General features: G+C 35.1%; 21 protein-coding genes. All 21 read right to left on the bottom strand.

Annotated elements, in window-relative coordinates; genetic code table 11:
- Positions 1 to 67: 67 nt before the first annotated feature.
- The gene (locus tag DKT72_RS16160; protein ID WP_235841748.1) at positions 68 to 463 is read right to left on the bottom strand and encodes a hypothetical protein; all 396 of its coding nucleotides are present in this window, start codon (positions 461 to 463) and stop codon (positions 68 to 70) included.
- Between the two features lie 62 nt (positions 464 to 525).
- Positions 526 to 2,310 carry an efflux RND transporter periplasmic adaptor subunit gene (locus DKT72_RS16155; RefSeq protein WP_111309781.1) on the bottom strand — a complete coding sequence of 595 codons (1,785 nt, stop codon included), beginning with the start codon at positions 2,308 to 2,310 and terminating at the stop codon, positions 526 to 528.
- The gene (locus DKT72_RS16150) at positions 2,300 to 2,782 is read right to left on the bottom strand and encodes a DUF305 domain-containing protein (RefSeq protein ID WP_111309780.1); all 483 of its coding nucleotides are present in this window, start codon (positions 2,780 to 2,782) and stop codon (positions 2,300 to 2,302) included. The genes DKT72_RS16155 and DKT72_RS16150 overlap by 11 nt, the downstream gene beginning before the upstream one ends.
- Before the next feature lie 25 nt (positions 2,783 to 2,807).
- Entirely contained in the window at positions 2,808 to 5,306 is a 2,499-nt protein-coding gene (locus DKT72_RS16145) for a heavy metal translocating P-type ATPase (RefSeq protein ID WP_111309779.1), read from the bottom strand.
- Between the two features lie 74 nt (positions 5,307 to 5,380).
- Positions 5,381 to 5,938, bottom strand: a complete 558-nt coding sequence (locus DKT72_RS16140; RefSeq protein WP_111309778.1) for a helix-turn-helix transcriptional regulator — start codon at positions 5,936 to 5,938, stop codon at positions 5,381 to 5,383.
- Positions 5,939 to 5,940: 2 nt separating this feature from the next.
- Positions 5,941 to 6,234 carry a phosphoribosylpyrophosphate synthetase gene (locus tag DKT72_RS16135; protein ID WP_111309777.1) on the bottom strand — a complete coding sequence of 98 codons (294 nt, stop codon included), beginning with the start codon at positions 6,232 to 6,234 and terminating at the stop codon, positions 5,941 to 5,943.
- Between the two features lie 17 nt (positions 6,235 to 6,251).
- Positions 6,252 to 6,707 (bottom strand): heme-binding domain-containing protein, encoded by a 456-nt coding sequence (locus tag DKT72_RS16130; protein WP_111309776.1) that lies wholly within the window; start codon positions 6,705 to 6,707, stop codon positions 6,252 to 6,254.
- Positions 6,708 to 6,766: 59 nt separating this feature from the next.
- Positions 6,767 to 7,384, bottom strand: a complete 618-nt coding sequence (locus DKT72_RS16125) for a DUF3347 domain-containing protein (RefSeq protein ID WP_111309775.1) — start codon at positions 7,382 to 7,384, stop codon at positions 6,767 to 6,769.
- A 42-nt stretch (positions 7,385 to 7,426) separates the two neighbouring features.
- Positions 7,427 to 9,811, bottom strand: coding sequence for a multicopper oxidase domain-containing protein (locus DKT72_RS16120; RefSeq protein WP_111309774.1), 2,385 nt, complete (start codon positions 9,809 to 9,811; stop codon positions 7,427 to 7,429).
- 71 nt (positions 9,812 to 9,882) lie between these two features.
- Entirely contained in the window at positions 9,883 to 11,118 is a 1,236-nt protein-coding gene (locus DKT72_RS16115; RefSeq protein WP_111309773.1) for a TolC family protein, read from the bottom strand.
- Entirely contained in the window at positions 11,115 to 14,891 is a 3,777-nt protein-coding gene (locus DKT72_RS16110) for an efflux RND transporter permease subunit (protein ID WP_111309772.1), read from the bottom strand. Before DKT72_RS16110 ends, DKT72_RS16115 begins: the two co-directional genes overlap by 4 nt.
- Before the next feature lie 120 nt (positions 14,892 to 15,011).
- Positions 15,012 to 15,425, bottom strand: coding sequence for an HYC_CC_PP family protein (locus tag DKT72_RS16105; protein WP_370445580.1), 414 nt, complete (start codon positions 15,423 to 15,425; stop codon positions 15,012 to 15,014).
- A gap of 160 nt (positions 15,426 to 15,585) precedes the next feature.
- A complete protein-coding gene (locus tag DKT72_RS16100; RefSeq protein WP_111309771.1) occupies positions 15,586 to 16,872 on the bottom strand; it encodes a site-specific integrase in 1,287 nt (428 codons plus the stop codon).
- A gap of 482 nt (positions 16,873 to 17,354) precedes the next feature.
- A complete protein-coding gene (locus tag DKT72_RS16095) occupies positions 17,355 to 18,341 on the bottom strand; it encodes a hypothetical protein (protein ID WP_162623344.1) in 987 nt (328 codons plus the stop codon).
- A gap of 152 nt (positions 18,342 to 18,493) precedes the next feature.
- Positions 18,494 to 19,105: a hypothetical protein gene (locus DKT72_RS16090; protein WP_111309769.1), complete on the bottom strand. Its 612-nt coding sequence runs from the start codon at positions 19,103 to 19,105 to the stop codon at positions 18,494 to 18,496.
- 435 nt (positions 19,106 to 19,540) lie between these two features.
- Complete coding sequence (locus DKT72_RS16085) at positions 19,541 to 20,362, bottom strand: PD-(D/E)XK nuclease domain-containing protein (RefSeq protein WP_111309768.1); 822 nt, start codon at positions 20,360 to 20,362, stop codon at positions 19,541 to 19,543.
- Between the two features lie 162 nt (positions 20,363 to 20,524).
- Positions 20,525 to 21,178, bottom strand: a complete 654-nt coding sequence (locus DKT72_RS16080) for a hypothetical protein (protein WP_111309767.1) — start codon at positions 21,176 to 21,178, stop codon at positions 20,525 to 20,527.
- Between the two features lie 169 nt (positions 21,179 to 21,347).
- A complete protein-coding gene (locus tag DKT72_RS16070) occupies positions 21,348 to 22,028 on the bottom strand; it encodes a hypothetical protein (RefSeq protein ID WP_111309765.1) in 681 nt (226 codons plus the stop codon).
- A gap of 160 nt (positions 22,029 to 22,188) precedes the next feature.
- Complete coding sequence (locus tag DKT72_RS16065) at positions 22,189 to 22,884, bottom strand: hypothetical protein (RefSeq protein WP_235841747.1); 696 nt, start codon at positions 22,882 to 22,884, stop codon at positions 22,189 to 22,191.
- Positions 22,885 to 23,088: 204 nt separating this feature from the next.
- The gene (locus DKT72_RS16060) at positions 23,089 to 24,468 is read right to left on the bottom strand and encodes a hypothetical protein (protein WP_111309764.1); all 1,380 of its coding nucleotides are present in this window, start codon (positions 24,466 to 24,468) and stop codon (positions 23,089 to 23,091) included.
- 158 nt (positions 24,469 to 24,626) lie between these two features.
- On the bottom strand, positions 24,627 to 25,640 hold the full coding sequence (locus DKT72_RS16055) for a hypothetical protein (RefSeq protein WP_111309763.1): 1,014 nt from the start codon (positions 25,638 to 25,640) through the stop codon (positions 24,627 to 24,629).
- Positions 25,641 to 25,730 lie beyond the last annotated feature (90 nt).

Here is a 25,730-nt window from a genome sequence, read left to right as displayed (position 1 = left end):
TAGTAGTGAGTTAACCAAAATTGATGGCAACAATCATTTATAAGATACCTGCCTTCACAGATATTCACTAAACTTTTGGCGGTTGGAAAAGAGATTCCAGATATCTGGAATTAATATTGAATGTATAGAAATTGAAATGATTCTGTTCTTCAGTTGTAAATCTGTTTATCAAGGACGTTTCAATTGAAGTGAAGAACACAAAATGATGACAACATTGGTGGCTTGTATGATCAGGCAGATTTTCGTGGTCTGAGTCTTGATGATGTCCATCATTGTTATGAGAGTATGTAATGTAATCCTCATAAACAAATTCAAAGAATGAATCGCCATTGAAATTTTTATGTTCTTGATAATGTGAGACAAAATCTGATATTTTCTCGATTTGTTCACAAACTTCCATATTGGCCGCTATACCTTGAAAAAGGAATACTAATGACATTGAAATGGAAATTATTATTTTCATAAAGTTTGACAAATATACAAATTATTGATTGCAACTGGTGTGCAAAGCAAAAAGACTACATATTATTCAATCTCTTCCAAAACATTTCCACAATCCAACATAGCTTCACCAAAATACGGATTGTGGATTTCTTTATTCATGCTCAACCAGTATGCACCTACATTGTTATTTGCCATAGGGCAGAAATCCACGTAAACCTTTTGGTTGATTCCAAAGGTTTTTACCGCATTTATGAAATGTGCCGACAGATGTATAAAATATTCGCGTTGTTTTTTTATCTCAGCTGTTTGGGATATGGAAGTGGCAGAAGATTTTAGTTCTTTTTCCAAATGCATCCAATTGGTATGTGCGGTATTGTCTTTTAAAAGCTTCATGTCTACCTTTGATATGGTATTAAGTAATGACGTACCCTCTTTTTTTGCGGCTTCAGAATTGTCTTTTACCAAAGCATTTTCTATTTTAATGTAATCATCAAAAACAGCTTTAAGTTGGGTTTGAAATTTTGAAGGAACTTCGATTCTTTTAACTTGAGCTATGGGTTTGGTGTTTTCATTATTGTTTGAATTTTCATTTCTTGAATGATCTTCGTGACCTTTCATTGTTTTGCTACCACTGGCATTCATCATACTTTTTTTGCCTTGCAATTGTGCTGCGGCATCTACTGTAAAAGTGCCATTTGTTACTATTTCATCGCCATTATTCAATCCTTCCACAATGGTGTACATATTTCCGTTTTTTGTTCCCAAGGTTACATCACGCATTTCAAAAATGGGTTCGTTGGGATTGGTCTTTACGTACACCAATGAGCGTTCGCCTGTCCACATAACCGCTGTGGCTGGAACGATTATCTGTGATTGGTTGGCATTACCCTCGGACATCTGCACTTTCGCAGTAACGAACATTCCTGGTTTCAACAAATCCTGTTTGTTGTTCAATGTGGCTCGTACGGCAACGGTTCTGGATTTTGTGTTTAAGGTTGGGTCTATAAACGATACCGTTGCCTCAAATTCTTTATTGGGATAGGCATTGGTGGTCACATTTATTTTTTGGCCTTCCTTGAGTTGCGAAATTTGACTTTCATACGCATCAAACATTGCCCAGACCGTTCCTAAATCGCTTACTTTTACGATGGGTTGCCCTTGTTTTACGTAGTCGCCTTCCTCTGCCATTTTTTGGGAAACCGTACCAGAAACCGTGGCGTAAATGGGAAAATTTTCTCGCACTTTACCCGAGCTTTCAATTTGATTGATTTGGCTATCTGAAAGTTTCCATAGTTTCAATTTGTTGCGCACGGCATTATAAAGTGCAGGTTGCGATGCTTTCATAGATGCTGCGGTTAAAAGTTCTTGCTGTGCAGCAACAAGTGTTGGTGCATAAATAGTTGCCAATAATTGTCCTCTTCGCACCTCTTCCCCTGTGAAATTTACATTCAGCTTTTCGATACGCCCTTCAAAATAACTTGCCTGTACGGCATTAGCTTCTTCATTAGCCATTATTTTTCCGGAAAGCGAGAGTTGATTATCACTAGTTCCTTCTGCATTCCCTACTATACTTGTCTGGATGTTTGCCAATGCCATGGCGTTTTCGCTCATTTTGATTTCATTCATTGCCAGTCCATCAGCTCCTGATTCGGCAGGAATCAAATCCATACCGCAAATGGGGCAGTCGCCCGGTTCGGGTTGCATGATTTGTGGATGCATTGAGCAGGTCCACATTTGGTTGGTTTTTACAGATTCAGATTGATTTCGTTCTGTATTTTCATTTGACGAATTACCAAAAATCAACCAACCCAATAGCACACCTACTACAAGCAAGCCTATGTATATGATTATTTTATTATTTTTCATTTTCCAATCTTTTTATCATCGCTTTCATTTCTTCAATTTCCTTTCGTTGTGCCTTAATGATATCTTCCGCCAATTTTTTAACTTCTGGGTCTTTGATATCGGCACGTTCACTCGTTAATATCGCAATGGAGTGATGTGGTATCATGGCTTTCATCCAAAGGACATCACCAATTATTGGACGTTGTGCCCTAACCAAACTTAATGCACCAATGAAGAGTGCAAGACTTCCTATTAAGATAATCATGTTTTTTTTCCTGTCTTGATACATTTTTCGCATGAATGCCCACATTATTACCGCCATGGCTGCAATTCCTAAACAGGACATGTAAAAGCGCGTGAGACTAAAATAGACATGGTCTATTGCATACGTATTTAGGTACATAGTGATGTACATGGCGACGAAGGATGCTGCTAGCATCATTGCAAATTTTCTGTAATTTCCTTTTCCGTTGTGTTGTTTTGACTGTTCCATAATAGTAAATATTTAATTTAATAGTTTAAATTTTTGCTGTTCTTAATCGTAAGGCGTTCATGATAACGGACACTGAACTGAAACTCATCGCTAATGCCGCAATCATGGGTGACAATAATAATCCGAAAAACGGGAATAAAACGCCAGCTGCAATTGGCACTCCGAGCGTGTTATATATCAAAGCAAAAAATAGATTTTGCTTGATGTTCTTCATGACTTTAACACTTAAATTTCGTGCTTTTACAATGCCTTGTAAATCGCCTTTAACCAAGGTGATAGCAGCACTTTCTATGGCAACATCAGTTCCTGTTCCCATGGCGATACCAACATCGCTTTTCGCCAATGCTGGCGCATCATTGATGCCATCACCTGCCATGGCCACTTTTCTGCCTTCTTTTTGAAGCCGTTCCACTTCATTCAATTTATCTTGGGGCAACATTTCTGCCTTGAAATCTGCAAGGTTTAAGGTTTCTGCAACCGCTTTAGCCGTATCATGATTATCCCCTGTGAGCATGATGACCTTGACGCCATGGGATTGTAATTCTTCAATCGCTTTTTTGCTGGATTCCTTTATTTTATCGCTGATGACCACATAACCTATTCCTTTGCCATCGACGGAGAGCATTGGGACAGTTTTGCCCAATTTCTGTTGCTCTTTAACTTCTTTCAGCAATTGTTCTGATAGTGATGCCTTGCCTTCTTCCATCATCTTTTCGTTACCTAAGGCTACTTTTTTACCATTGACGATTCCAGTAACCCCTTTTCCTGTTACGGAATTGAAATCGGATGCTTTTAGCAATTCTGCTTTTTGTTCCTTACCATATTTTACGGTTGCTTCTGCCAATGGATGCTCACTTAATTGATTCAATGAAATGATATATTGCAGTACATCAGTTTCAGTAAAACCGTGTTGTGTCGCTCCTATTTTTTCCACGGAAGGACGCCCTTCTGTGATGGTTCCTGTTTTATCGATGATGAGGGTATCGATTTTATCCATTTTTTCCAGTGCTTCCGCATTCTTAATCAATACACCATTTTGTGCACCTTTACCAACGCCTACCATGACTGACATGGGTGTTGCCAATCCCAGAGCACAAGGACATGCGATAATCAAAACGGCTATGGCATTTACCAACGCATACACGTAAGCAGGTTCTGGTCCGAAAATTGCCCAAACGATGAATGTTATTACTGAAATAAGGACCACGACGGGTACAAAATATCCCGATATTCTATCTGCCAGTTTTTGAATAGGTGCTTGACTGCGACTTGCCTTGTTGACCATGTCAATGATTTGAGACAATAAGGTATCTGAACCTACCTTTTCGGCTGTCATCAAAAAGGATTTTTTGCCATTGATGGTTCCACTGCTGACTTTGTCGCCTTCTTGCTTATCCACAGGAATGGGTTCGCCCGTAATCATCGCTTCATCTACCGAACTGTGACCTTCGCTAATCACACCATCTACGGGAATCTTGTCTCCAGGTTTTACCCGTAGTGTATCACCAAGCTTTATCTCGTCAATAGCAATGACTTCTTCTTGCCCATTTACTACTCTTACGGCTTCATTAGGTGCCAGTTTCAATAACTCTTTCACAGCATTATTGGTTTTGCTGTGTGCCCGCGCTTCCAATAGTTGACCCAATAATACCAAGGTCAAGATAACGGTTGCTGCCTCAAAATAGACGTGAACTGCTCCTGAATGGGTTGTGAACTGTGCCGGAAATACATCTGGAAACAACAATCCGAAAACACTAAACAACCAAGCAACTCCTGCTCCTATTCCAATCAACGTAAACATATTGAGATTCCATGTTTTGATGCTGCGGTAGGCACGCTCAAAAAACATCCATGTGGCATAAAAAACTACAGGAATAGATAAACCGAATTGAATCCAGTTCCAATATTTCTGCTCCATGATTTGATACAATGGATTGTTCGGAACCATCTCACTCATTGCCATAATAAAAATGGGCAAAGTGAATGCGACTGCTATCCAAAATTTCTTGGACAGCTTTTTATAGTTTTTTTCTTCGGCTGAAAGACTTGGTTGCATTGGTACCAAATCCATACCGCAGATTGGACAATCACCTGGTTGATTGCGTACAATTTCAGGATGCATTGGGCAGGTATATTGCGTCCCAACTGATTTAAGTTGGGTTTGCTCTTCTACCAAATCCATACCGCAAACTGGGCAATCACCATGTTTGTCGTAGGTTTTATCGCCCTCGCAATGCATTGGGCAATAAAACGTGCCATTGCCTTGACCTTTGGGTGATTCTTCCCTTTTCTCTGAAGCGTGATGATGCTCACCAAGATTATGTATGGAATATTTACCACCATCATTTTTTAAAACTTGCTGAAAGGTCTCAATAGGAATATGAGATTCCATTTGAATGGTGGCTTCTGCTTTTTCCAAATCTACTGCAGCGGATGTAACTCCTTCAACTTTAGAAAGTGTACTTTCTACGTGGCTTCTACAACCGTTGCAAGTCATTCCGTGTATGTGATATGTGTGTTTCATCATTTTAGTATTTATTATAGAATTCAAAATTACCCTTTAGCGAACTGCTTCATTGACACAATTTTGAATACTATTTACACAATTTGGTCAATCGATTTTCTATCCCACTTTTGAAGGGTTTTAAATTCACTCATGGACATGCCTGTCACGTTTTTAAACTGTCGTGCCAGATGTCCACTATTGGTGTAATTCAGCGCATAGGCGATTTCTGAAAAATTGAGTTGGCCCAATTGGATATATTCCTTTACTTTTTCAATCTTTAAATTGATAAGGTACTTTTCTATTGTCATGCCTTCCGTTTTACTGAACAATTTGCTCAATGCCGAATAGGATTTATGAAAAGCTATCGGAATAAATTCAGATAGATTTGACAACTCTTGACTTTCCAATTTTTGAATCAATGTAATTTTCAACTGTTCTATCAATTCTTCGGTATCGTCTTTTATAATTTCAAAACCATGATTATTCAAGGCTGTTACCAACTTTTTCATCCCATCGGAGTCATTCCCGCTAATAGTAACCTTGCCCAATTCAATAGTTTCCAATTCAAAACCCGCCGCTTTGATTTCTCGTACCACGGTGGATTTGCATCGGTTACATACCATATTTTTTATGTGAAGGGTTTGGGTCATTCTTATCTTAATTTTTTTCTCATGGCTTCCGAAATATTGTCGGCATAGACACCATAGGCATCTACCAATAGACCTTTGACTCCTTTTTTTGAAGAAATAGCATAGAGGACACTATTGTCATCGGTACTGCTCATGCCTTCAAAACGATGAACTTCATCAACATCAAAATCTTCTGGATGCAGTTTTAATTTTAAGGCATTGCATTCGATATGCTCCGAGCATAAATTAAAATCGGTGAAATAGCCTTTCTTTTGCAAATAGGCCATAGTTTCTGAAAGGGTATCGAATGTTTTCATAATTGTTTAATTAAATTTTACTCCAAACTTTCTTTTAAGTTAGTCATATATGTGATAATAGCTTCCTTTTCTGATTCAGAAAAAATAGCATCTCGATGAATCAAAGTGTAGGATTCAAGTGGCATCTCATTATTTTCAATCTGACTAATGATGGATTTTAATTTGCTGGACTTTCTCCTATCTGATAATTCATCCCACAGATTAAAGTTAAATTCGCCTTTGCCATGTCTAATGTGGTCTTCCAAGTACCAAGAGGTGGGCTGAATTTTATTATACCACGGATATTCTGTATTGTTGCTATGACAATCATAACAGGATGTTTTTAAAAGTGTCGCCAGATTTTGCGGTGTGTTATTAACCAACAAAAAATCTGTTTTTGGCACTACGTCGCTCTGATTGCGTTCTGTGGGAATAAATTGTAAGCCCACAAATGCTATCAATAAAATCCATGCGATGATTTTGAAAATTTTCATTTATAATATTTTAAACCTACAAGGAGACCTTTGGCGACACCTTGCAGGTCTTTTTTGAATTACATTGTGGATTTAATCTCTTTTTCAACTTTACCACAGGTCATCATTTTACTACCAAAATATGGATTTTTGATGTCCTTTTCCATGCTTAACCAAGCGCCACCACCATCGTACATAGGGCAGAATTGTTGGTACAGCGTGGCATCCGTTCCGGTGATGGCTACTATATCCATCATGTCTTTACTTAAAGTCTTAAAATGCCCACGTTGGTGTGCCATTTCACTTTCGCCTATATGTTCGGCATGTTCTGTAGCATCGGCAATGATGTCCTTCAATTCTGTTTGTTGTTCCTCGGTGTAAGCACCCATATCAAAGCTTTTTAGACTTCCTACCATCTTATTGCCAACTTTTGCCGCTGCAGCTTGATCCGTTGCCACTAACGCACTTTTTAAGGCCATGTAATCTGCCATGATTTGTTTTGAATTGGTCCTTTGACCATCGTTGGATGCCATATGGTTAGAGCTATCCATGTTATCATGTTCCATTTCTTCGGCGTGAGACATTTCTGAATGCATATCTTCATCCATGTTTTCTTTTTTGTTGTCTTTACAAGACATTGCTGTTAGGCTTATAAAAGCCAAAGCCAATACTGTTGTTGTTACACTTACTTTTTTCATTTTGTTTTAGATTTAAATTATTAATTGTTTTATTTAGGATTATTAAAATCTGACCGAAAGTCCTCCACCAGCACCAAAACGGTTGTCGTAGCTCGCCATCAGTGAAAAATTCTTTGATAAAAAATATTCGAATCCTGCGTTCCATACCACCTCCTCGGAATAGCTCTCTCCCGTAGGCAAGTCGTTGACCCAGCCAAAATCGGCTTGATACTCATAACTTCCAAAAATTGCGGTTCTTGGGAAAATCATTATTTCCCGGCTCAATCCAATTTGGGGGCGCAATTTATTATCGATACGTACATCGAGATTGAGTAGATAAGGTGTTAAATAACGAATACCTATTATGGCTGTGGTAGAAATTTCATCCAAAGTGTCTTCCATTTCGTTTTCCATATTTACACCACCAAAAATTCGCAGATAATCGTGCAGATAACGTTCGTAGGTAACTTCTGCCTCTAAATTTTCATTCCACCCATACTCGGCCATGACGTTAAATTGATTTCTGATATTTGAAGTGACAAAATTAAATTCAGTCATGTGGGAAGCTGCATCCAATAGACTCCATTGATACCACATATCTGATTCTTTAACCAACTTTGTTACCGGATGAAGTTCCATTCTCGGGTCGCGAGGTGTATCGTAGCTTATAATTCTTGCCATGCCACTCATCATGTGATACAAGACGTGGCAATGAAAAAACCAATCTCCGTATTCGTCGCCGTTGTTGCCACTAAATTCTATGGTAATTTCTTGCATTGGTGCTACGTTGACTGTATGTTTGAGCGGCGAATACGCGCCATTTTTGTTGATAACCCTGAAAAAGTGTCCGTGCAAGTGCATGGGATGGTGCATCATCGTAAGGTTATTGAGCGTCATTCGTGTTACTTCACCATCGCTGATTTTAATTTTATCAGTTTCCGACAAGGGCACGCCGTTCATACTCCAGATGTATCGGTTCATGTTACCTGTAAGATTGAGCAAGATTTCCTTTACAGGAAGGTTTGGATTATAACTGGTGTTTTCTGTGGATTTCAAATAATCGTAATTGAATTCAGCATTCATTTGCATGCCATTCATTTGCATGTCTCCGGTCATATTATTGTCCTTCATGTTCATTTTTTCATGATTCATTTTGGAATGGTCCATCATCATTGTATCCTTTTTCATGTTCATTTTGTCGTGCTCCATTTTGGAATGGTCTATCATCATGGAATCTTTCTTCATGTCCATCTTTTCATGATTCATTTTGGAATGGTCCATGTCTTCCATATTATCCATTTGCATACCTTCCATGTCCATACCGTATTCTTTTTTCATCTCAAAGCGTTCATCTTTCTTTGGTTGGAATTTTAAGGCGTGAGCTCCCATCTTCATGTCCATGTCAGCCATTTGTTGCATCATTTTAATCTTATCAGGTCTCGGAAGTACTTTTGCGGGAATGATATCGCCTTTTCCCAAATACGCCAAGGCTGTTCCCGAACCATCCTGTACCATGGCTCGAAATTCCATTTTTCCGTTCGTTGGAATGGTTACTATAAAATCGTAGGTTTCTGCAATGGCAATGAATGTTTTGTTGCGAGCCACTGGAACGACGTCAAGTCCATCGGCAGCCACTAAAGTTGGTTCGCCACCAAAAGTCATCCAAAACTGTGTGGAAGCTGACCCATTGATGATTCGTAGTCTTACTTTTTCTCCTGCATTAAATTCAGGATATTCTGAAACTTGTTTTCCATTGACCAAGAATGCTGGATAATAGACATCGGCAATATCGGCGCCTTCCATACGCTGTCTCCAGAAATCAACTTGCGCGCCGAATGCACCACGTGCTATCACTTGATTTAATGGTGTGGCCGTACCCTTTTTAATATTGTACCACTCATTGCCTCTTTTGAGGTTACGCAAGACGTCTTTAGGTTTCTCATTGGTCCAATCGGAAAGCACCAAAACCAACTCTTTATCATACGCTAATGTTTTTTCTTTAGGTAGCAAGACTAGGGACCCAAAAACACCGCTTTGCTCTTGCAACATGGTGTGCGAATGATACCAATAAGTACCTGATTGCTTGATAGGGAATTTATAGGTAAAAGTCGTTCCTGGTTTTATGGGAGGGGTTGTCAAATAAGGTACTCCATCCATAAAGTTCGGCAGTAAAATACCATGCCAGTGAATGGATGTTTCCACGCTCATCTCATTTTTGACGTGGATGATTGCAAATTCACCTTCGGTAAATTCGAGCGTCGGACCGGGAATGCTACCATTAATAGTCATTCCTTTGACGTCTTTACCTGCCTTGTTTACTATTTCCTCTTTGATGGTTAAGGTGTATTCGTGTTCCCGTAAATTGTTGACGTTGGTTTCCTGTGCCATATTAATACTAGGCAGAAATACGATGGACAAAAGCAACATTATATGTTTAAGTGTTTTCATTTGATATAGTTTGTGTTTGTATGTAATTAAATGATCTATTTCAATAGATATTGACTCGAATGCACAAAATTTTAATTGGTTAAATAGTTGATGATGGCTGCCTGTACATAATAATTCTTGACAGATTCTATCTGGTTCATTTGAAATTTCAATTGCAACTCCTGAATATCCAACACATCATTGAAATCTATGGTTCCTGTTTCGTAATTTTTGATAAGAATTTCTTCCGCATTTTTGGCTTGTTTAAGGTTTTTTGATTGCGTATTATATTTAATTCGAGACTGATTCCGCAAGGATATGGATTTCGCCAATTCAGATTCCAAAAGGTTCAAGCGTTCATCCTTTTGTGTTTGGATTTCCTGTTGGCGTAAATCGTTCTGCTTTGTAATGGACTTATATCGGTTGTTAAAAATGGGAATGGTAACAGACACCATCGGCATCAAAATATCCTTACCGTTATCTATCATATTAATATCCGTTCGTTCGGAAACTGGAATATAATCCAATCCAAAACCAATCATGGGTTGGGCTTCACGTAGATTCAGCAATTCAGATTGTGAAACCGATTCGTAGAGTTTATCATACTTAAGTAATTCTGGATTCAAGGCAAGTGCATCGAATGAAAGGTCCAAATCTTCATTAGGCATTTCCAAAGTATCCATTACCATAAACTCCTTATCATAATCACGGTTCAGTAGACTATTCACGGTTGCCTGAATGCCTTTTGATTGTTGCGCCAACACCTCTTTTTCCTGTTGCAATTCATTCTGCCGCATCTGTAATCGCAACACATCGACTGCTGATGCTTTTCCTACTTCTACAGAAGTCAAGGCAAGGCGTTCATAGGTTTGCAATAGCTGTATGTTCTCGTCAAGCACTTTCTGTTTTGCTTGTATTTCATATAATTGATAATAGAATTGGGACACTGAAAGCGCCAATTTTCTTTTTGCAATGGTAATTTCCACATAATCGGCATCTGCCATGGACGTTGCATAATTTTCTCTAGCTGTAATGGTGCCAAACCACGGCAACATTTGCTTTACAGAAAAGCGAGCACGCTGAGCTCCTACTCGTGTTTCTGGTTCGCTAACGAAGTATCCTGCGGTGAATTCAGTATTGGGAATCCAATTGGCTTCATTTACCTTTTCAGTAGCAATGTCATAACGTAACTCGTACTTCTTGATTTCTGGGCTATTGACATAAGCTTCTTCTATGAAGGTTTGTAAATCTTGACTATAATTGTGCAGACTCAAGAGAAAAGACCCAAGAAACAAGACGCATTTTATAGCTGTTTTCTGTTTTTTCATTTTTCGATAGTAATAGGTTGCGTTTCGTTTTTTATTCTTTTTTTAGCCATCCATTCTTTCTTCCAACTATAAAGCACGGGAACAAGAAAATAGGATGTAGTGTCCAGAAGCATCCCTCCAAAAATAGGAATGGACATGGGTATCATGATATCACTTCCTTTGCCTGTGGATGTCAATACTGGCAACAGTGCTAAAATGGTTGTAACCGTTGTCATCAGGCATGGACGGATTCGTTTTGACGCGGCTTCTAATGTGGATTGACGGATTTCTGAAATATCTGTAGGGTCATTTTTGTCAAATGTTTGTGTAAGATAGGTTGCCATGACCACACCATCGTCGGTAGCGATACCAAACAGTGCTATAAAACCAACCCAAACAGCGACACTCAAATTGACTGTTTTCATATTAAAGAGCTCTCGCATATTCTCGCCAAAAAAGCCGAAGTTCAAAAACCAATCCTGTCCATACAGCCAAATCATTACAAATCCACCAGCAAATGCCACCAAAATCCCAGAGAAGACCATTAAAGTGGTGGAAACGGAACGAAACTGAAAATATAGAATCAAGAAAATAACGAACAGCGCCATCGGTACAATAATGGACAAGGTTTTTTCGGCTCGTAATTGATTTTCATAGGTTCCAGTAAATTTGTAACTGATGCCTTTTGGAAGGATTAATTCCCCATTGTCAATTTTTTGTTGGATGAGCGCTTGGGCATTTTCCACGACATTGACTTCCGCAAAACCGTCCATTTTATCAAACAGCACGTAGCCAACTAAAAAGGTGTCTTCACTTTTAATGACTTGTGGCCCTTGTTCATATTTGATGGTTGCCAATTCACTCAACGGCACAGGACTTCCTTTTTCTGCAGGCACATAAATATCCCTCAAATCCGATGGGTCGCCACGAAGTTCTCTTGGATAGCGCACTCTCACACCATAACGTTCTCTGCCTTCCACTGTTTGCGTTAGTACCATTCCGCCGACGGCTACTTTTAAGACATTTTGAACTTCTTCGATGGTGATGCCATAGCGTGCCAATTTTTCTCTGTTGATATCTATCAATAAATACGGTTTACCTACGATTCGGTCCGCAAAAACGGCTTCTTTTTTAACGCCTTCTGCTTCTTTGATGATGCCTTCGAGTTGTACACCAAAAGCTTCAATTTGCTTTAAATCCTGACCTTTTACTTTAATACCCATAGGCGCACGCATTCCTGTCTGCAACATAACCAAACGGGTTTCGATAGGTTGTAATTTTGGCGCAGAGGTCACACCTGGAAATTTTGTGACCCTGACGATTTCATTCCAAATATCATCGGGCGAATTAATGTCTGGTCGCCAGTTCCGGAAGAATTCGCCATCATTATCAGGAAGTAGTTTATCTGGAGTCGCATTGACGGTTATTGATACTTTATTTCCGTTTTTACGAACGTTCTCGACTGCGCTCGAACTGACATCGGTATTTGGGTTTACTATCAATGAACCATCTTTCTTGATAAAAAATCCATTATCATCGACCTTAAAACGTTGTCGTTTCCCTTCATTCAACATATATTCAGATTTATATTGAATCATATTTTCATACATGGATAAAGGCGCAGGGTCTAACGCCGATTCTGTTCTCCCTGATTTTCCGACCACGGTTTCAATTTCGGGAATACTTGCAACGGCCATATCCAATTGCTGCAAGACGCGTTTGTTTTCTTCAACGCCTGCGTGTGGCATAGAGGTTGGCATCAACAGAAATGAACCTTCATTAAGGGATGGCATAAATTCCTTCCCTGTATTTTTATAAATGAAAAAACCAAGTATTAAAAGTGTTGTGGGAATGGTTAAAAACAACAACCTATTTGCCAATGCCCACTTTAGAATGCGTGAATAATAATTTTTGAACAATGAAAAACTTGCTAACAGGCCTAAACAAATAATGGCCACGAAGAACAGATTCATTAAAATACTCTTATCAACTCCCAAGGGTCTCCAGTATTCTGCCAACAGGATGATGATGGCGGTCGCTGAAAGATAGATACTGAATTTGCTGGAGCGCTCTTTAGACCAGTTGCCACGAAGCTTTGCAAAGGCGAGAAAACTAAAGCCAACCAAGATAAGACCTATCCAATGCCCAAAAATAACGGCAATAAACCCAGCCACCAACAAGAGTCCATTAATGCCATAATTCGTGCTTTTTCGGATATTCCTACTCTTGAATAAAAAGGCAGCAAAAGGTGGAATCAAGAACAAAGCAATGATAATGGACGCCGTTAAGGCAAAGGTTTTTGTAAATGCCAAGGGTCGAAACAATTTACCCTCTGCTCCTATCATGGTGAATACAGGAATAAAACTGATAATAGTGGTCATAACCGCCGTAACGATAGCACCCGAAACTTCGGCTGTGGCATTGTAAACAACAGTGTTTATAGGTAATTTTTTATCGTCTTCATCCAGATGCCTGATGATATTTTCCGCAAGGATAATACCGACATCTACCATAGTTCCAATGGCAATGGCAATACCTGAAAGTGCCACAATATTAGCATCAACACCAAAGAATTTCATGGCAATAAACACCATCAAAACGGCTACTGGCAAGAGACCCGAAATTAAGATTGATGCCCGAAGGTTAAACACCATCACAATAATGACCAAAATTGTTATGAGAATTTCCAACGTTAAAGCCTCATTAAGTGTGCCCAAGGTTTCTTGAATCAGTTCTGTTCTGTCATAAAAAGGAATGATAGTTACTTGTGAGGTTCTGCCATCTGCCAATATTTTAGACGGTAGGCCTTTGCTTAATTCCTTGATTTTTTCCTTTACATTAGTAATTACCGCCATTGGGTTTGCTCCATAACGTGCCACCACAACAGCACCAACTACTTCTGCTCCTTCCTTATCCAAAATCCCGCGACGTGTGGCAGGACCTAAGGATACTTTTGAAATATCACTAATCTTAATAGAAGTATAGTTTTCTGAAGTCACCACAGCATTTTCAATATCTGCGACAGATTTCACATAGCCCAAACCGCGCACCAAATATTCAGCTTGGTTTATTTCCAAAGTTTGTGCGCCAATGTCCTTATTACTTTCTTTAACCGCTTTTACAACTTGTGCAAGACCAACATTATATTGACGCATTAATTCAGGATTGACATCGATTTGATATTCCTTAACATAACCACCAATAGATGCGACTTCTGAAACACCACTGGCAGATGACAAAGCGTATTTCACATAATAATCCTGAATGCTTCTCAATTCCTGTAAATCCCAACCACCTGTTATGTTGCCATCGGTATCGCGACCTTCCAATGTGTACCAAAATATCTGTCCCAATCCCGTAGCGTCAGGACCGAGTGCAGGATTGACGTCATCTGGCAATAATCCGCTTGGTAAGGAATTTAGTTTTTCAAGAATTCGGCTGCGACTCCAATAGAACTCGATGTCTTCCTCAAAGATGATATAGATACTCGAAAACCCGAACATAGACGAGCTACGAATGGTTTTGACACCTGGAATTCCCAATAAAGAGGTGGTTAATGGATAGGTGATTTGGTCCTCAATATCCTGTGGTGAACGACCGTCCCATTTGGTAAATACGATTTGTTGGTTTTCACCGATATCGGGAATGGCATCAACGGCCACAGGGTCTGATGGTAAAAATCCTGTATCCCAGTTAAAGGGTGCATAGACCGTCCCGAAGCCTACAAATACGACGAGCATGAGCACGGCAACAAGTTTGTTTTCGATAAGAAATTTGATGCTTTTATTGAGCATACATGTTGATATTTAAACAGTTATTAAAATATTTGTTTTGTTTGAATTCAATAAATTGAATACAACAAAACGAGCCCAAAACGGAGATACCGCAGAGCAAAAAATTTACTGTTTAAAAAATCAAATTAAATAAGTTTCGTCAAGTTTGTAGATATGCCTTATGACGAGTGGCGGTTTGTATTCTTCATAAGTAGATACATTATGGTCTAAACCTTCAAAAAAGCAGACATACGTATGAACAAAAGAAGCAATGAACAGTTGTTGCTCAAAGGTAAATTTGTCAACTTGCAGTTGAAGTTCGTCTTGACCTTCAATTGCTAATTGTTTATCATCACAACAGTTTTTCTTTGTTATTAAACATCCTTTAGTAGAGGGGTTTTCCATTTCCATTCCGCAACCTTTGGCTTTATGAAAGATTGCAGTTTCTACTAAAGTATACCCACAAAAATGCATATTTATAGTAAATGACATTGTAGAGAATAACACTACAAAAGCCATTGTTAATGACATTATTTTATGGAATACTTGTTTCATATTGAAAACAAAGATACAAAATTTCAACAATTCGGGTTTTATTTAACAAAAGTTATAAATATGAGTAAGCACTTTATTATACATTCTTTTTTGGTTCTGAACAGTTTGGGTTCTAAAATTTTATAATCTTATTGATGAATAGTAGAATTTTATCAATTCACTAAACAATTCTTAAATGACCTGTAATATCTGACTTTTTACGTTTTTCACTTTTTAGATCAATCACCTTTAAGGTTTTTTTAAGATTCAACATATCCCTGCTAATCTTTGTCTCAATGACACGAGCATACTTTTGGGTCGTGGAAATTTTTTTATGACTTAAAAGATTTGATACCGTGACTAGTGGCACATTATTTAAAAGGGTTATTGTAGTGGCGAAGGTGTGGCGGGCAACATGGAATGTTAGTTTTTTATCAATACCACATAACCCAGCGATTTTCTTTAAATGCTTATTGACCTTTTGGCTGCTAAGTACGGGTAAAAGCTGATGGCCATTGTGCCCACAGGGATAATCCTTGTAAATCTCCAAGATCCTTTTGGCTTCATCCAAAAGCGGCACTTTTACAGGGGTTTTAGTTTTTTGGCGCTTGACCATTATCCATTGTTCACCGTCTATTCCCATAACTATACTTTTAACAGTAAGATTCTTGACTTCTATGTAACATAAACCTGTGTAGCAAGAAAAGATGAAAATATTCTTGGTATCTTCTAATGAACTATTACTCGAATTCAGCAATTTAACCTTATCAATTTCTATTTGGTCTAAAAATGCACTATCAAATTGCTCAAACTTCAGCTGATATAAGGAAAAAGGGTTTTCCTTTATCCAGCCATGTTTCAAGGCCAAGGTCGTCAGTTTTTGAAAGCGTTCCATGTGTTTCATAATACCATTATTTCCTAGGGGCTGCGATTTTCTTAAAGGGGTACAGTTTCTCAGGTAACATTCAAAGCTGGCCACAAAGGAATAATTAATGTTCTTTAGATAATAATCTGATGACTTAAATTCTTTTAAAATAAACCTATGAAGGTATTTTTCTGTAGAGGGATAGTTTTTGGCCGTTCCAGGGGATAAATAGATCAAATCATTTTCCTTATGATAATGTATGAGGTCATCAATTGTAGCAACAGGTTTGTCCTTACCCAAATATCTTAATTTAACCGCATGGGCCGAAACAACTACACCGCTGTCAGTTAGTTGCCTATAGCATAAAACTATCTTGGAATGGATATTTTCAAGGACATCATTAATTTCTTTAGCACTTGAAAATTTGGGCTTAATGCGCCTTGATTTTGTGCACCAGCTCTGTTCGAAGGATGTTTGTTGGGTACTTAGATCGGCACGTTTGCCATCTATGGTGATCCTCGCATAAATAGGAAATGCTCCGTCTTTTCTGAAGACAGTTTTTTTTAGCCAAAAATGGACATTGAAGGTTTTTAGAAATGTCATTACTCTCGTTTTTAATGAATAAATCAGTTAAACGAAAGCCAAATCACTGTAAATATAAAATACTAATAATACAAATTTAAGAAATTATTTCTTAAAAAAAGGACACCTAATAGGACACCTTCAAATTTGTATTCAAATGGGTACAAATGAATTCAAACAAAATATTAAAACACTGAATTTCATTTGGTTAACATTATTTTGATATCCTTTGATACCCTATTTGTCGGGATGACAGGCAGAAATATCCCAATGTATTTTTTTAATATTCAAATAGTTACACATTAATTTACTCTTTGGTAACCGAATAGGTAACTTACTTGATGAGACTTTTTGTTGTATTTTGATACTAAGATAATGATTTTATAAAAGAAAAACTATTTTTAATAAAACAGATTGATTCTTGTTCTTCTTAATCTGTTTCTTTTTAAAAGTTCTTCCTTAGATGTTATATATTTTTCATTTACGGTATTGCCCACAGTATTTTATCCGAATATATTCATTAAACTTATTCTATCTTCGTCAGAATTGAATTCAAATATTTTCATATGATGATGTGTTCTTTCAGTTTTTTCGGTAAAAATTTTACGTGTGTTCTCTGATGTATCCAATTCGATTATCAAAGCCTTAATATCTAAATTGTAGCATTCAGAATAGGATTTATGTTTTGTTGATGGAAAACTATCTTTAAACTCAATATTATATTTTGGTTGGAAATATTTAATAAGTGCGGCTTCGGTAAAATTTATTTTCTGTTTCTCTGTTATCGAAATTCCATTGTTTTCAAAAAAATGTTCTTCTTTTTTATGCTCAATTTTTGAATCTTCTTTACTAACCTTTATTAAATCCGCTCCAGCTGCAAATAGTATACTTTGTTGAGAGAAATTAGTTAGAAGAATCCAAATATCAGAATCAGGATTTTGAGTTAAAGAATGAGTGTAAATTTTTTGAACTGTTTCGTGAGATGATAGTCTGTCTAAAGCAGTTCTTTTTCCGTTTTTGCCATAAGCTTGGCCAATATATAATACTTCATAATCAAGAGTAGCCAAATTAACATTGTTTTCAACTTGTACGCTGTCAATTAAAGTACTTGGTCTTGCACCAAATAAGACACCTTTTTTGTCTGAAAAAGTAAAAAGATTATAAGGATATTCGGTGTGAAATTCTAATTCCGATTTTGCTTTGTTTAATTCAGTTCCCATTTTAATAATTCCACCTTCTGTTGGATGATGAATGATTAATTCAAAGTCTGCTTTTTTACCTTTTATCTTGACTGAATTTGGGTCAATTGTAACTTTTGGTCTTCTTAAAACAAAATAAATATTACACGGATTATCTTTAGTAAAAGTCTCGTCAATTTTCCCATAATATTCCAAATCAGAACCTAGAACAAATTGATATTGGTTTAAATACATTAATAAAAATGATTCAACTCCAAATCGATAATTGTTATTTCCTAAGATGTTTTTCATATTGCGGGAAACATTTATGTATATCTTAGAAAGTTTCGTATTTGTGAGCATGGATTTTTTTCCAAAGGAAAATCAGAAGCTAGCAAACATGAAACTAACTTTGGTTTAGCTAAAACTAGCATTTTTTTTATCGGTGTAGTGGGTAGTATTTTTTATTCTAAATAATTTTTGGTTTTTAAATATTTCATCATTTCAGTCAGAACTCCGAATGCTTTTTCACTTAATTCATCAACTTTTGGATAAATCCTTTTCGCTTTTTCATATTCAACTGGGTTTTTCTTATCAGGGTCATAAGTTAATTCATTGTCTCCGTACAAAATGGTTGAAGCTAAATCATTAAAATTATGAATACTTATAGCCAAATTTCCAATATGTTTGTTAAGTGTCGAGTCAGCAGTTTTATATTTTAGTAACTCTGCTTTTCGACAAAATTCATATAATTTATTTATAGAACTTCTCCTATATCCATACCAACAACTTTGTTCAACTATCTCACTTTGGAATTCATTGATATCAAGAGTTTTTAATAATTCCTTTATTATTTCTTTGTCGCTTTTTTTAGGTAACTCTTTTAGACTTGATACTTCTTTTTTTGCTTTGTTTAATTCGTATAAAAGTATTATAATTATTATTACTAAAGTTCCAATAATAGTAAAATTCCAATTTTGTAGTAATTTAGACAAATTAAAATATTCGGTAATTAAGTTTATTAAAATCGGTAATACTATTAATCCGATGTACCACTTTTCAAATATTCTTTTCATTCGTTTTTTTTTACATTCTGACTAACGTAAAGCTTTGTTTCTGAAATTCAGTATTTTTTAAAAATTAAAATTTATCATTCTAGTTAATCTTTAAAACCAAATTTACACAATTTTACGTTAGCCCAAGTACTTAAGATTTTTGGGGTCTATGAAGGATTATCCACAACGGTTTGTGTATCATGGAAAGTTGCATGTTTGTATGATAGGATTTTCCACAGGAAAATCAGAAGCTAGCAAACAAAGTGACTAATATTGGTTAAGTTAAAACTACCAATTTTTTTATACAGTGTGGCTATTGGTTTACTCCGATTTTTTTAAACAACTAATCTTTGAAATACAACAACCTTATGTTTCTATTAAAAGCAAAAATATAGCACTCTTTTAGAAATTTTGAGTTGTGTAAATCGGCTACCATTGTTAGCTGTAGTTTTTATTTTAATTCAGTTTCTCAAATTTATAATTTCTTATGTTTCTTACTTTTTCATTAAAACTAATTCCCAAAGCGTAAATAGGTTTGTTTTCTAATAAATATTTTGATGCATATTCATTTTCTATTATTTGATTATATGCTTTATCACTGTCATCTGTGTCTTTTGAAAATTTGAATTCTAAAATGTAGATTCTATTTGACAACTTGATTACAGCATCTATTCTGCCAATGTTAGTTGTATCTTCAGGTATTATATCAAAACCCAAAAGTTTTAATATTAGAAATACATTAGCGTGAAAATAACCTTCAGATTGCTTAGCTATTTCATATGAGACAGAAGAGAAAATAGATTTTAAATTTTGAATAAAAAGCTCAATGTTTTCTGTTATCAGGTGATGTCTTAACTGCTGATAAATTAACATATTTTCATCTTGTAAATCATAAATTTCAAACGAATAATCAATCGCTTTAATAATTTTATTTTTATACTCAATAAAATGTGTTATGACATAACTTGTTCTCCCATTTACATTTTCTTCGTCAAGTAGAAAACTATTATTCTCAATGTATTTTTTAAAATTTCGCAGAAATACTAATAAATCATTTGGTGTCGTAAATCTGCTAGGAATTAATTTTTTAAACTTTAAATTTTCATAAATATTGGAATGTACATTAAAAAGAAAATCTAATATTTCATTTCCATTTTCAAGCCTATATATCCCTTCATTTCTTTGCTCATTTGTCGTTCTGTAAAATAAATCAAAATCATGTATATTATTTTCAAAAAAATCAAATAAATATTTTTCAACTCGTTCTATTTTATTCATCTACAGTTTTTGTTTGGTGAATTGCAGCTAACATTTACATGGAAAGTTGCGTGTTTGTGGGCGAGGATTTTCCGAAGGAAAATAGGACGCAAGCAAATAAAGCAACTAACTTTGGTTTATCCAAAACTAGCAATTTTTTATATCCAGCTTGGCAGATGTGTATTACTCCCTCTTTATTCCGTTTTCTTTTTCTAATAACCAAAGTAAATTTATAATCTTATCATATATTTTATCAATTCGATTAGATCCGTGAATACCTTCTTTTTCTCCAGTTAACTTCTCACAGACATTATTAAATCTAAATTCAGTTACAACTTTTCGTATTTCAATACATAGAGTACTCAAAGTTGAGATTATTTTATCATCAATATTTAAAGAGTGAGATGTCAAAATATTCTCAAGTGTATCTTGTAAAGATCTAAGCCTCTCTACTTCTCCATTTACAAAATTGAATCGTTCTTCTCCCGAATATTTTTGTATGGTAGTCAAAATATTAACTTTGAGTTGTTCAGGCGCTGCTGGCTTCATTATATTTTGGTTTAACAAAGCTACAAAGTCATAAAGGTCAGGATAATTGCTATTTCTAACTAAAAATGTTGTCGATTCATTATTAATTTTAAACTTCTTTGGCATATGATTTAAGAAGTCACAGAGTTCTGATATTATAAATGTGATTTTAGTTCTAAAATGAATTATATTTTTTTGTTTTAATAACCTAATTGTGAATTTAGGTATCAACCAAATGGAAAAAAGAATTCCTAAAACAAAATAAATACTACCAGCATATATATTAATCAAAAATGAATCCCAATCCATAGTTTTTAGTTTGATTTTTTTGCGTTGCTGCCAACGTGTTTATAAGAATAGTGCGGTTTTGTAGGCGAGGATTTTCCGAAGGAAAATCAGAAGCCAGCAAACGAGTAACTGACATTGGTTTAGCTAAAAATAGTAATTTTTCATATACGGCTTGTTGTGATTTCGTTTTTTATTTCATTAGTCTTATTACTTCTGACAATAAGGTGTCTAAGTCAGCTTTAAAATCGACTTGAGTTTCACTTGGTAAAACTTCTCGATTTCTAATTCCTTTATGTAAAAAACCGTCAGCTATGTTCCGCATTGAGTTTTGTAAATTAATAAAGTTTTTTTTTAAACTTTTTGAACTAATATTATTTGCAACCTCATTAAAAGTTCTTTTACCGAAAATTGGTGGTACATGATCCATAATTACCCTAATCAAAATGGCAATACTATAAAAGTTCTTTTTACTATAATTAATGTTTATTTCGTTACATAAAGCAATTAACTTTGATAAATCAAATAGTTCTGATTTTATAGAGGACAATTCATTTATTCTTTGTTGACTAATATAATTTCCGTTTACTGTTGCATGAGGGATTTCAATTTCACTTTGGATTTTCAATTCGTTAATAAACCCATCCAATAATTCATCACATTCTCTTGATGCTGTTTCCAGATTTATTCCCAATATGTTATATCCTGGACGCTTAAAAATATAACTTAGTTGTTTTTTTTTAACTTCGTGTTTAATGAAAATTAATTCAAGAATGCTAGTGGTTTCCGCATACCAAATTTGGTAGCTCCAATTAGAAGATTTGATTTTCTTCTTCTGCTCAGTTAAAATTTCTATTTTTCTTTGATTTGTCATTCAGGTCTTTATTTAATGCATCACAATGTGTTTAAAAGTAAGTGTTTGTATTCAAGGATTTTCCGAAGAAAAATCAGAAGCTAGCAAACAAAGCAACTTACACTGATTTAGCTAAATGTAGTCCTTTTATATACTGCTTATTGGCAGTAGTCACTAATTTTTAGACTTTCAGTATTAAAAAGTAAAAATCCCCAAGAGTTCTCCATTTAAAATTATAGTTCTGAGTTAACAATATGTCAGTTTCATATTTCTTTGGTTTGTTTGGTGTTCGATATGATAAATTAGTATTTGCTTTATAGGTTTTTCCATGTCTTACATCAAAATCAGAGGTATCCGGTGAATATGCTTCCTTATCTACATAATGTTGATGATCTGTAATTAAAAGAAAATAGCATATCTCAATATTGTCTTTGTAGTATTCTAAATTTGAAATATCAGTAAAAATATCATATCTATTATTTGGTTCACGATTGTTTTTTTTTCGAAAATACTTCAACTCAATTGCTGCTTGTGTTGTTTTATTATCTAGTTTGTATTTAATCAAAAGATCTACTCTTGCTTTTTTAGTTTTGCTTTTAGAACTTTCTTTATTTAGCAAAATATTTGTTTCAAATTCTAAGTGGAATTTATCTTCAAGTTTGAACTCATATAATTGTCCCAAAGTTTTCAATATTGTTCCTAATTCAAATTGAAATGCAAATTCGTTCTCAGCAATAATTCCACCATTAGCTAATTTGTTAGCAAAAATTTTAAATGCCTGTTGAATTAGCTCATCCAAAATAATTTCTCCTGGGCGATTTCTCATTTGCTCAATCAAAGCAAGACCTTCTTGTTCTATTAGACTTTCATTTTTCATCTTTTCAGTATAATGATTTATTTTTATTTAACAACAATATGGTCAACCTACGGTATTCTATAGACATTAAACAGTTCTATTATTGGGAAGCTTACAATGATAGTTGCGTGGTTAAGCCACTAATTTAGCAAAAAACGGAATGAAGGAGGAGAATCTTAGGTTTGTTCTAGCAATTAATTTTACGGTGTTAACCATAATTATTCTCTAATCTTGGACAACTGTATTAAAATTCATTGATGAATATGGATGAAATTCTGGAATCCGACTTATTAATTCGTCTCCTTCTTGTTTATGATGTGCAATATTTGGAAATAATTTCATATCAATAGGAAATTTGGCATTTGGATTATGGAAAAGATTAAGTCCTTGTGACCAAGTTTCATTCCCATTTTCATCTACTGTATACATAAATGAAGTAGGTCTAAAAGAATTAGGGTTTGGGTCATATTTATCTCCAACCCTAATTACAACTTGTCCTTTTTCTCGGAAACCAGCTTCGATTCCCATTCTAGTGAATTTCCCAAGTGTTCCAGTTGAGGAGAACAATATACCACTTACATTCTCTGCATTTTCCTGTAGAAAGAAACCAGAAGGTATTTTTGCTCCAGTTTCCTTAACATAATCTTCCACAATTATTGTTTCAACTTTCTCTTCTCCATTTTTGTCAATTGTCAAGATGTCCTTTTTACCATATAAATATTCAACAAGAGCTGAAAAAGACCAAGTCATTGAAGCATTATCATGAAAATCAGCAATAGCAAACACTAGTGGTTTGTTTTTTAAATGTTCTAATTTCCAATATTCTTTACTTAATTTTGAGAATAATGCACTTCCAAACCTTAAAGGAGTTTCATTTTCTAATTTTTCTTTTATTTCGCTTGATGTAATTATACTATCATCATGAAATAAATATTTTGGTGGGTTATTTTTACGATTGACGATTACAGCCTCAATTCCTATTTCGATATTATCTTTTTTAACTAAAAAATCTGGACTATTATAATCTCTAATTATTTCAAAGTGTGACTCTATTAGTGAAGCAAAAAGATAAATTTCCCAAATTCTAGCATCAAAACCATTTAATGACTGAAACTGTTCTATAAAATTCCCATCGATATCATCTAAATGATTTGATATTTCAATTATTGCATTTTTAGATGCTTTTAGTCCTTTGTCATTGTTTAATCGAACAAAATATGGGTGAAGTTTTTCTTGACCAACCACAATTTTGAAAAGTTCAAGTCCTTTTTTGAAAGCTCCTTGTTCAACTACATTTACATTTTGTGATGTATGCCATTTTATTGAATTAGTTAAAGCACTTATTGCCTCTTCTTTAGTTTTAAAGCTATGTTTTACTTCAAAAGCTCTGAATTGTTTGTTTTCATCACGAGCCATTAATACATAATTATAATCTTTGTCATAATTATCAAAAAGTAAAACACTTAAAATAGAGTTGTTTTCATTTGAATAATATCCAATTTCTTTAGCAATTAGATTTATAAAAGGATGACGAGTAAAGAGCATATAGATATTAAATCTATTTTTATTTATCTCTTTTACTTTAACTTCCTCAATATTTTTCATAATGGCTAACGGTTATCTTTAATTTATCACGTGTAAGGATTGTTGAATGTGCAAGCAACTAACTTACTAAAAATGGAACGAACCAGAGGGAAATCCGTAGGATTTTCCTAGTTGACAAGAACCAAGCAATTATTTTTACACGGCTTGAGCGTTCATACTTATTTCCAAGATTTTGATTTTAGCATTTCAGCAATCTCTTTCATTTTTTTTGGTACTTTCCCAATATAATCTTCTAAATTAAAATACCTAACTCTAAAAATTCCGCCTGGGGTTGTTTTTCCAAAATCAGTTTCTTCAAAATCTTTTAACAAGAAAAATCGGTGTTCACTTTCTACTCCCCAACCATTTTCATCGGATTCTTTTATTGCATTAATCAATCGCTCTCTTTGGTCATTTGTTAACTCAAATTTTTGCTCCAAAATCTCCAATCCATTGGTTTCGTCCCAATTCGCAACGATCATATTTTCTACTTTTCCGATATATCTTACTGATTTCCATTTGTAGATTCCTAAATAATTGAAATCGCTGTAACCTCTTGAAGCTAAATCGAAGTAAAATTTATATTTTACGTTCAAGTCAAATGATTGACCACAAGCCATTGCTCTTAAAACGTGATTGCTTTTTGGCATTAATGCCATTCCCAAGCAGTAACTCTCAAAGTGTTCATTAAGCCTTTGGAGATAATGTTCAAATTGGTAGTTATTTGCTAATTCTTTAAGTTGGTCAACTAAATCCTGATAAGTTAATGAATGAAAGTTAATATTTCCTATAAGCTTATTCTCTTTTAGCCGATCATTTATTTCGGCAATTTGCTGTTGCGAATATTTTTTAGAGCTTAAATGAAAAAGTAACTTAAACTCGTTTTCATCAAAACTATCTGAATATTTTAATAGTTTGTCAATCCATTCTAATCCGTGTAATTTAGTCTCAATGATTATTTTCGATGCACGAACCTGAATGTGTCCATCAATTATTCCGTTTCCTCTATTATTTACCTGCTGGAGAAAAGATGGAATTACTTCATATCTATCAGCATCTTCTGTTAGTCCGCGAATGTATTCTTCATAATATTTAGGGTTAATTTCGTAAAGGTTTGAAAGCATTAACAGAACATTGTTTGTAACTGTATTTTCTCCTTGTGAATATTGTTGAAACTGGTTTAAAACTGCCATTAATCGGTTTAGTTAAATTTTATTTAGGTTGTTTTTGTATGAGGCTCAACGTGATTGTATAGTGCGGTTCTGTGTTCGAGGTTTTTCGAA

The organism is Confluentibacter sediminis, assembly GCF_003258355.1.
Classification (GTDB): Bacteria; Bacteroidota; Bacteroidia; order Flavobacteriales; family Flavobacteriaceae; genus Confluentibacter; species Confluentibacter sediminis.
The sequence above is the reverse complement of the archived record's forward strand: the minus strand, read 5'-3'. Positions and strand labels throughout refer to the sequence as shown.

Excerpts from the sequence above, each read along its gene's own strand:
- DKT72_RS16160 (WP_235841748.1), bottom strand. The coding sequence starts at position 463 with ATGAAAATAATAATTTCCATTTCAATGTCATTAGTATTCCTTTTTCAA.
- DKT72_RS16155 (WP_111309781.1), bottom strand. The coding sequence starts at position 2,310 with ATGAAAAATAATAAAATAATCATATACATAGGCTTGCTTGTAGTAGGT.
- DKT72_RS16150 (WP_111309780.1), bottom strand. The coding sequence starts at position 2,782 with ATGGAACAGTCAAAACAACACAACGGAAAAGGAAATTACAGAAAATTT.
- DKT72_RS16145 (WP_111309779.1), bottom strand. The coding sequence starts at position 5,306 with ATGAAACACACATATCACATACACGGAATGACTTGCAACGGTTGTAGA.
- DKT72_RS16140 (WP_111309778.1), bottom strand. The coding sequence starts at position 5,938 with ATGACCCAAACCCTTCACATAAAAAATATGGTATGTAACCGATGCAAA.
- DKT72_RS16135 (WP_111309777.1), bottom strand. The coding sequence starts at position 6,234 with ATGAAAACATTCGATACCCTTTCAGAAACTATGGCCTATTTGCAAAAG.
- DKT72_RS16130 (WP_111309776.1), bottom strand. The coding sequence starts at position 6,707 with ATGAAAATTTTCAAAATCATCGCATGGATTTTATTGATAGCATTTGTG.
- DKT72_RS16125 (WP_111309775.1), bottom strand. The coding sequence starts at position 7,384 with ATGAAAAAAGTAAGTGTAACAACAACAGTATTGGCTTTGGCTTTTATA.
- DKT72_RS16120 (WP_111309774.1), bottom strand. The coding sequence starts at position 9,811 with ATGAAAACACTTAAACATATAATGTTGCTTTTGTCCATCGTATTTCTG.
- DKT72_RS16115 (WP_111309773.1), bottom strand. The coding sequence starts at position 11,118 with ATGAAAAAACAGAAAACAGCTATAAAATGCGTCTTGTTTCTTGGGTCT.
- DKT72_RS16110 (WP_111309772.1), bottom strand. The coding sequence starts at position 14,891 with ATGCTCAATAAAAGCATCAAATTTCTTATCGAAAACAAACTTGTTGCC.
- DKT72_RS16105 (WP_370445580.1), bottom strand. The coding sequence starts at position 15,425 with ATGAAACAAGTATTCCATAAAATAATGTCATTAACAATGGCTTTTGTA.
- DKT72_RS16100 (WP_111309771.1), bottom strand. The coding sequence starts at position 16,872 with ATGACATTTCTAAAAACCTTCAATGTCCATTTTTGGCTAAAAAAAACT.
- DKT72_RS16095 (WP_162623344.1), bottom strand. The coding sequence starts at position 18,341 with ATGAAAAACATCTTAGGAAATAACAATTATCGATTTGGAGTTGAATCA.
- DKT72_RS16090 (WP_111309769.1), bottom strand. The coding sequence starts at position 19,105 with ATGAAAAGAATATTTGAAAAGTGGTACATCGGATTAATAGTATTACCG.
- DKT72_RS16085 (WP_111309768.1), bottom strand. The coding sequence starts at position 20,362 with ATGAATAAAATAGAACGAGTTGAAAAATATTTATTTGATTTTTTTGAA.
- DKT72_RS16080 (WP_111309767.1), bottom strand. The coding sequence starts at position 21,178 with ATGGATTGGGATTCATTTTTGATTAATATATATGCTGGTAGTATTTAT.
- DKT72_RS16070 (WP_111309765.1), bottom strand. The coding sequence starts at position 22,028 with ATGACAAATCAAAGAAAAATAGAAATTTTAACTGAGCAGAAGAAGAAA.
- DKT72_RS16065 (WP_235841747.1), bottom strand. The coding sequence starts at position 22,884 with ATGAAAAATGAAAGTCTAATAGAACAAGAAGGTCTTGCTTTGATTGAG.
- DKT72_RS16060 (WP_111309764.1), bottom strand. The coding sequence starts at position 24,468 with ATGAAAAATATTGAGGAAGTTAAAGTAAAAGAGATAAATAAAAATAGA.
- DKT72_RS16055 (WP_111309763.1), bottom strand. The coding sequence starts at position 25,640 with ATGGCAGTTTTAAACCAGTTTCAACAATATTCACAAGGAGAAAATACA.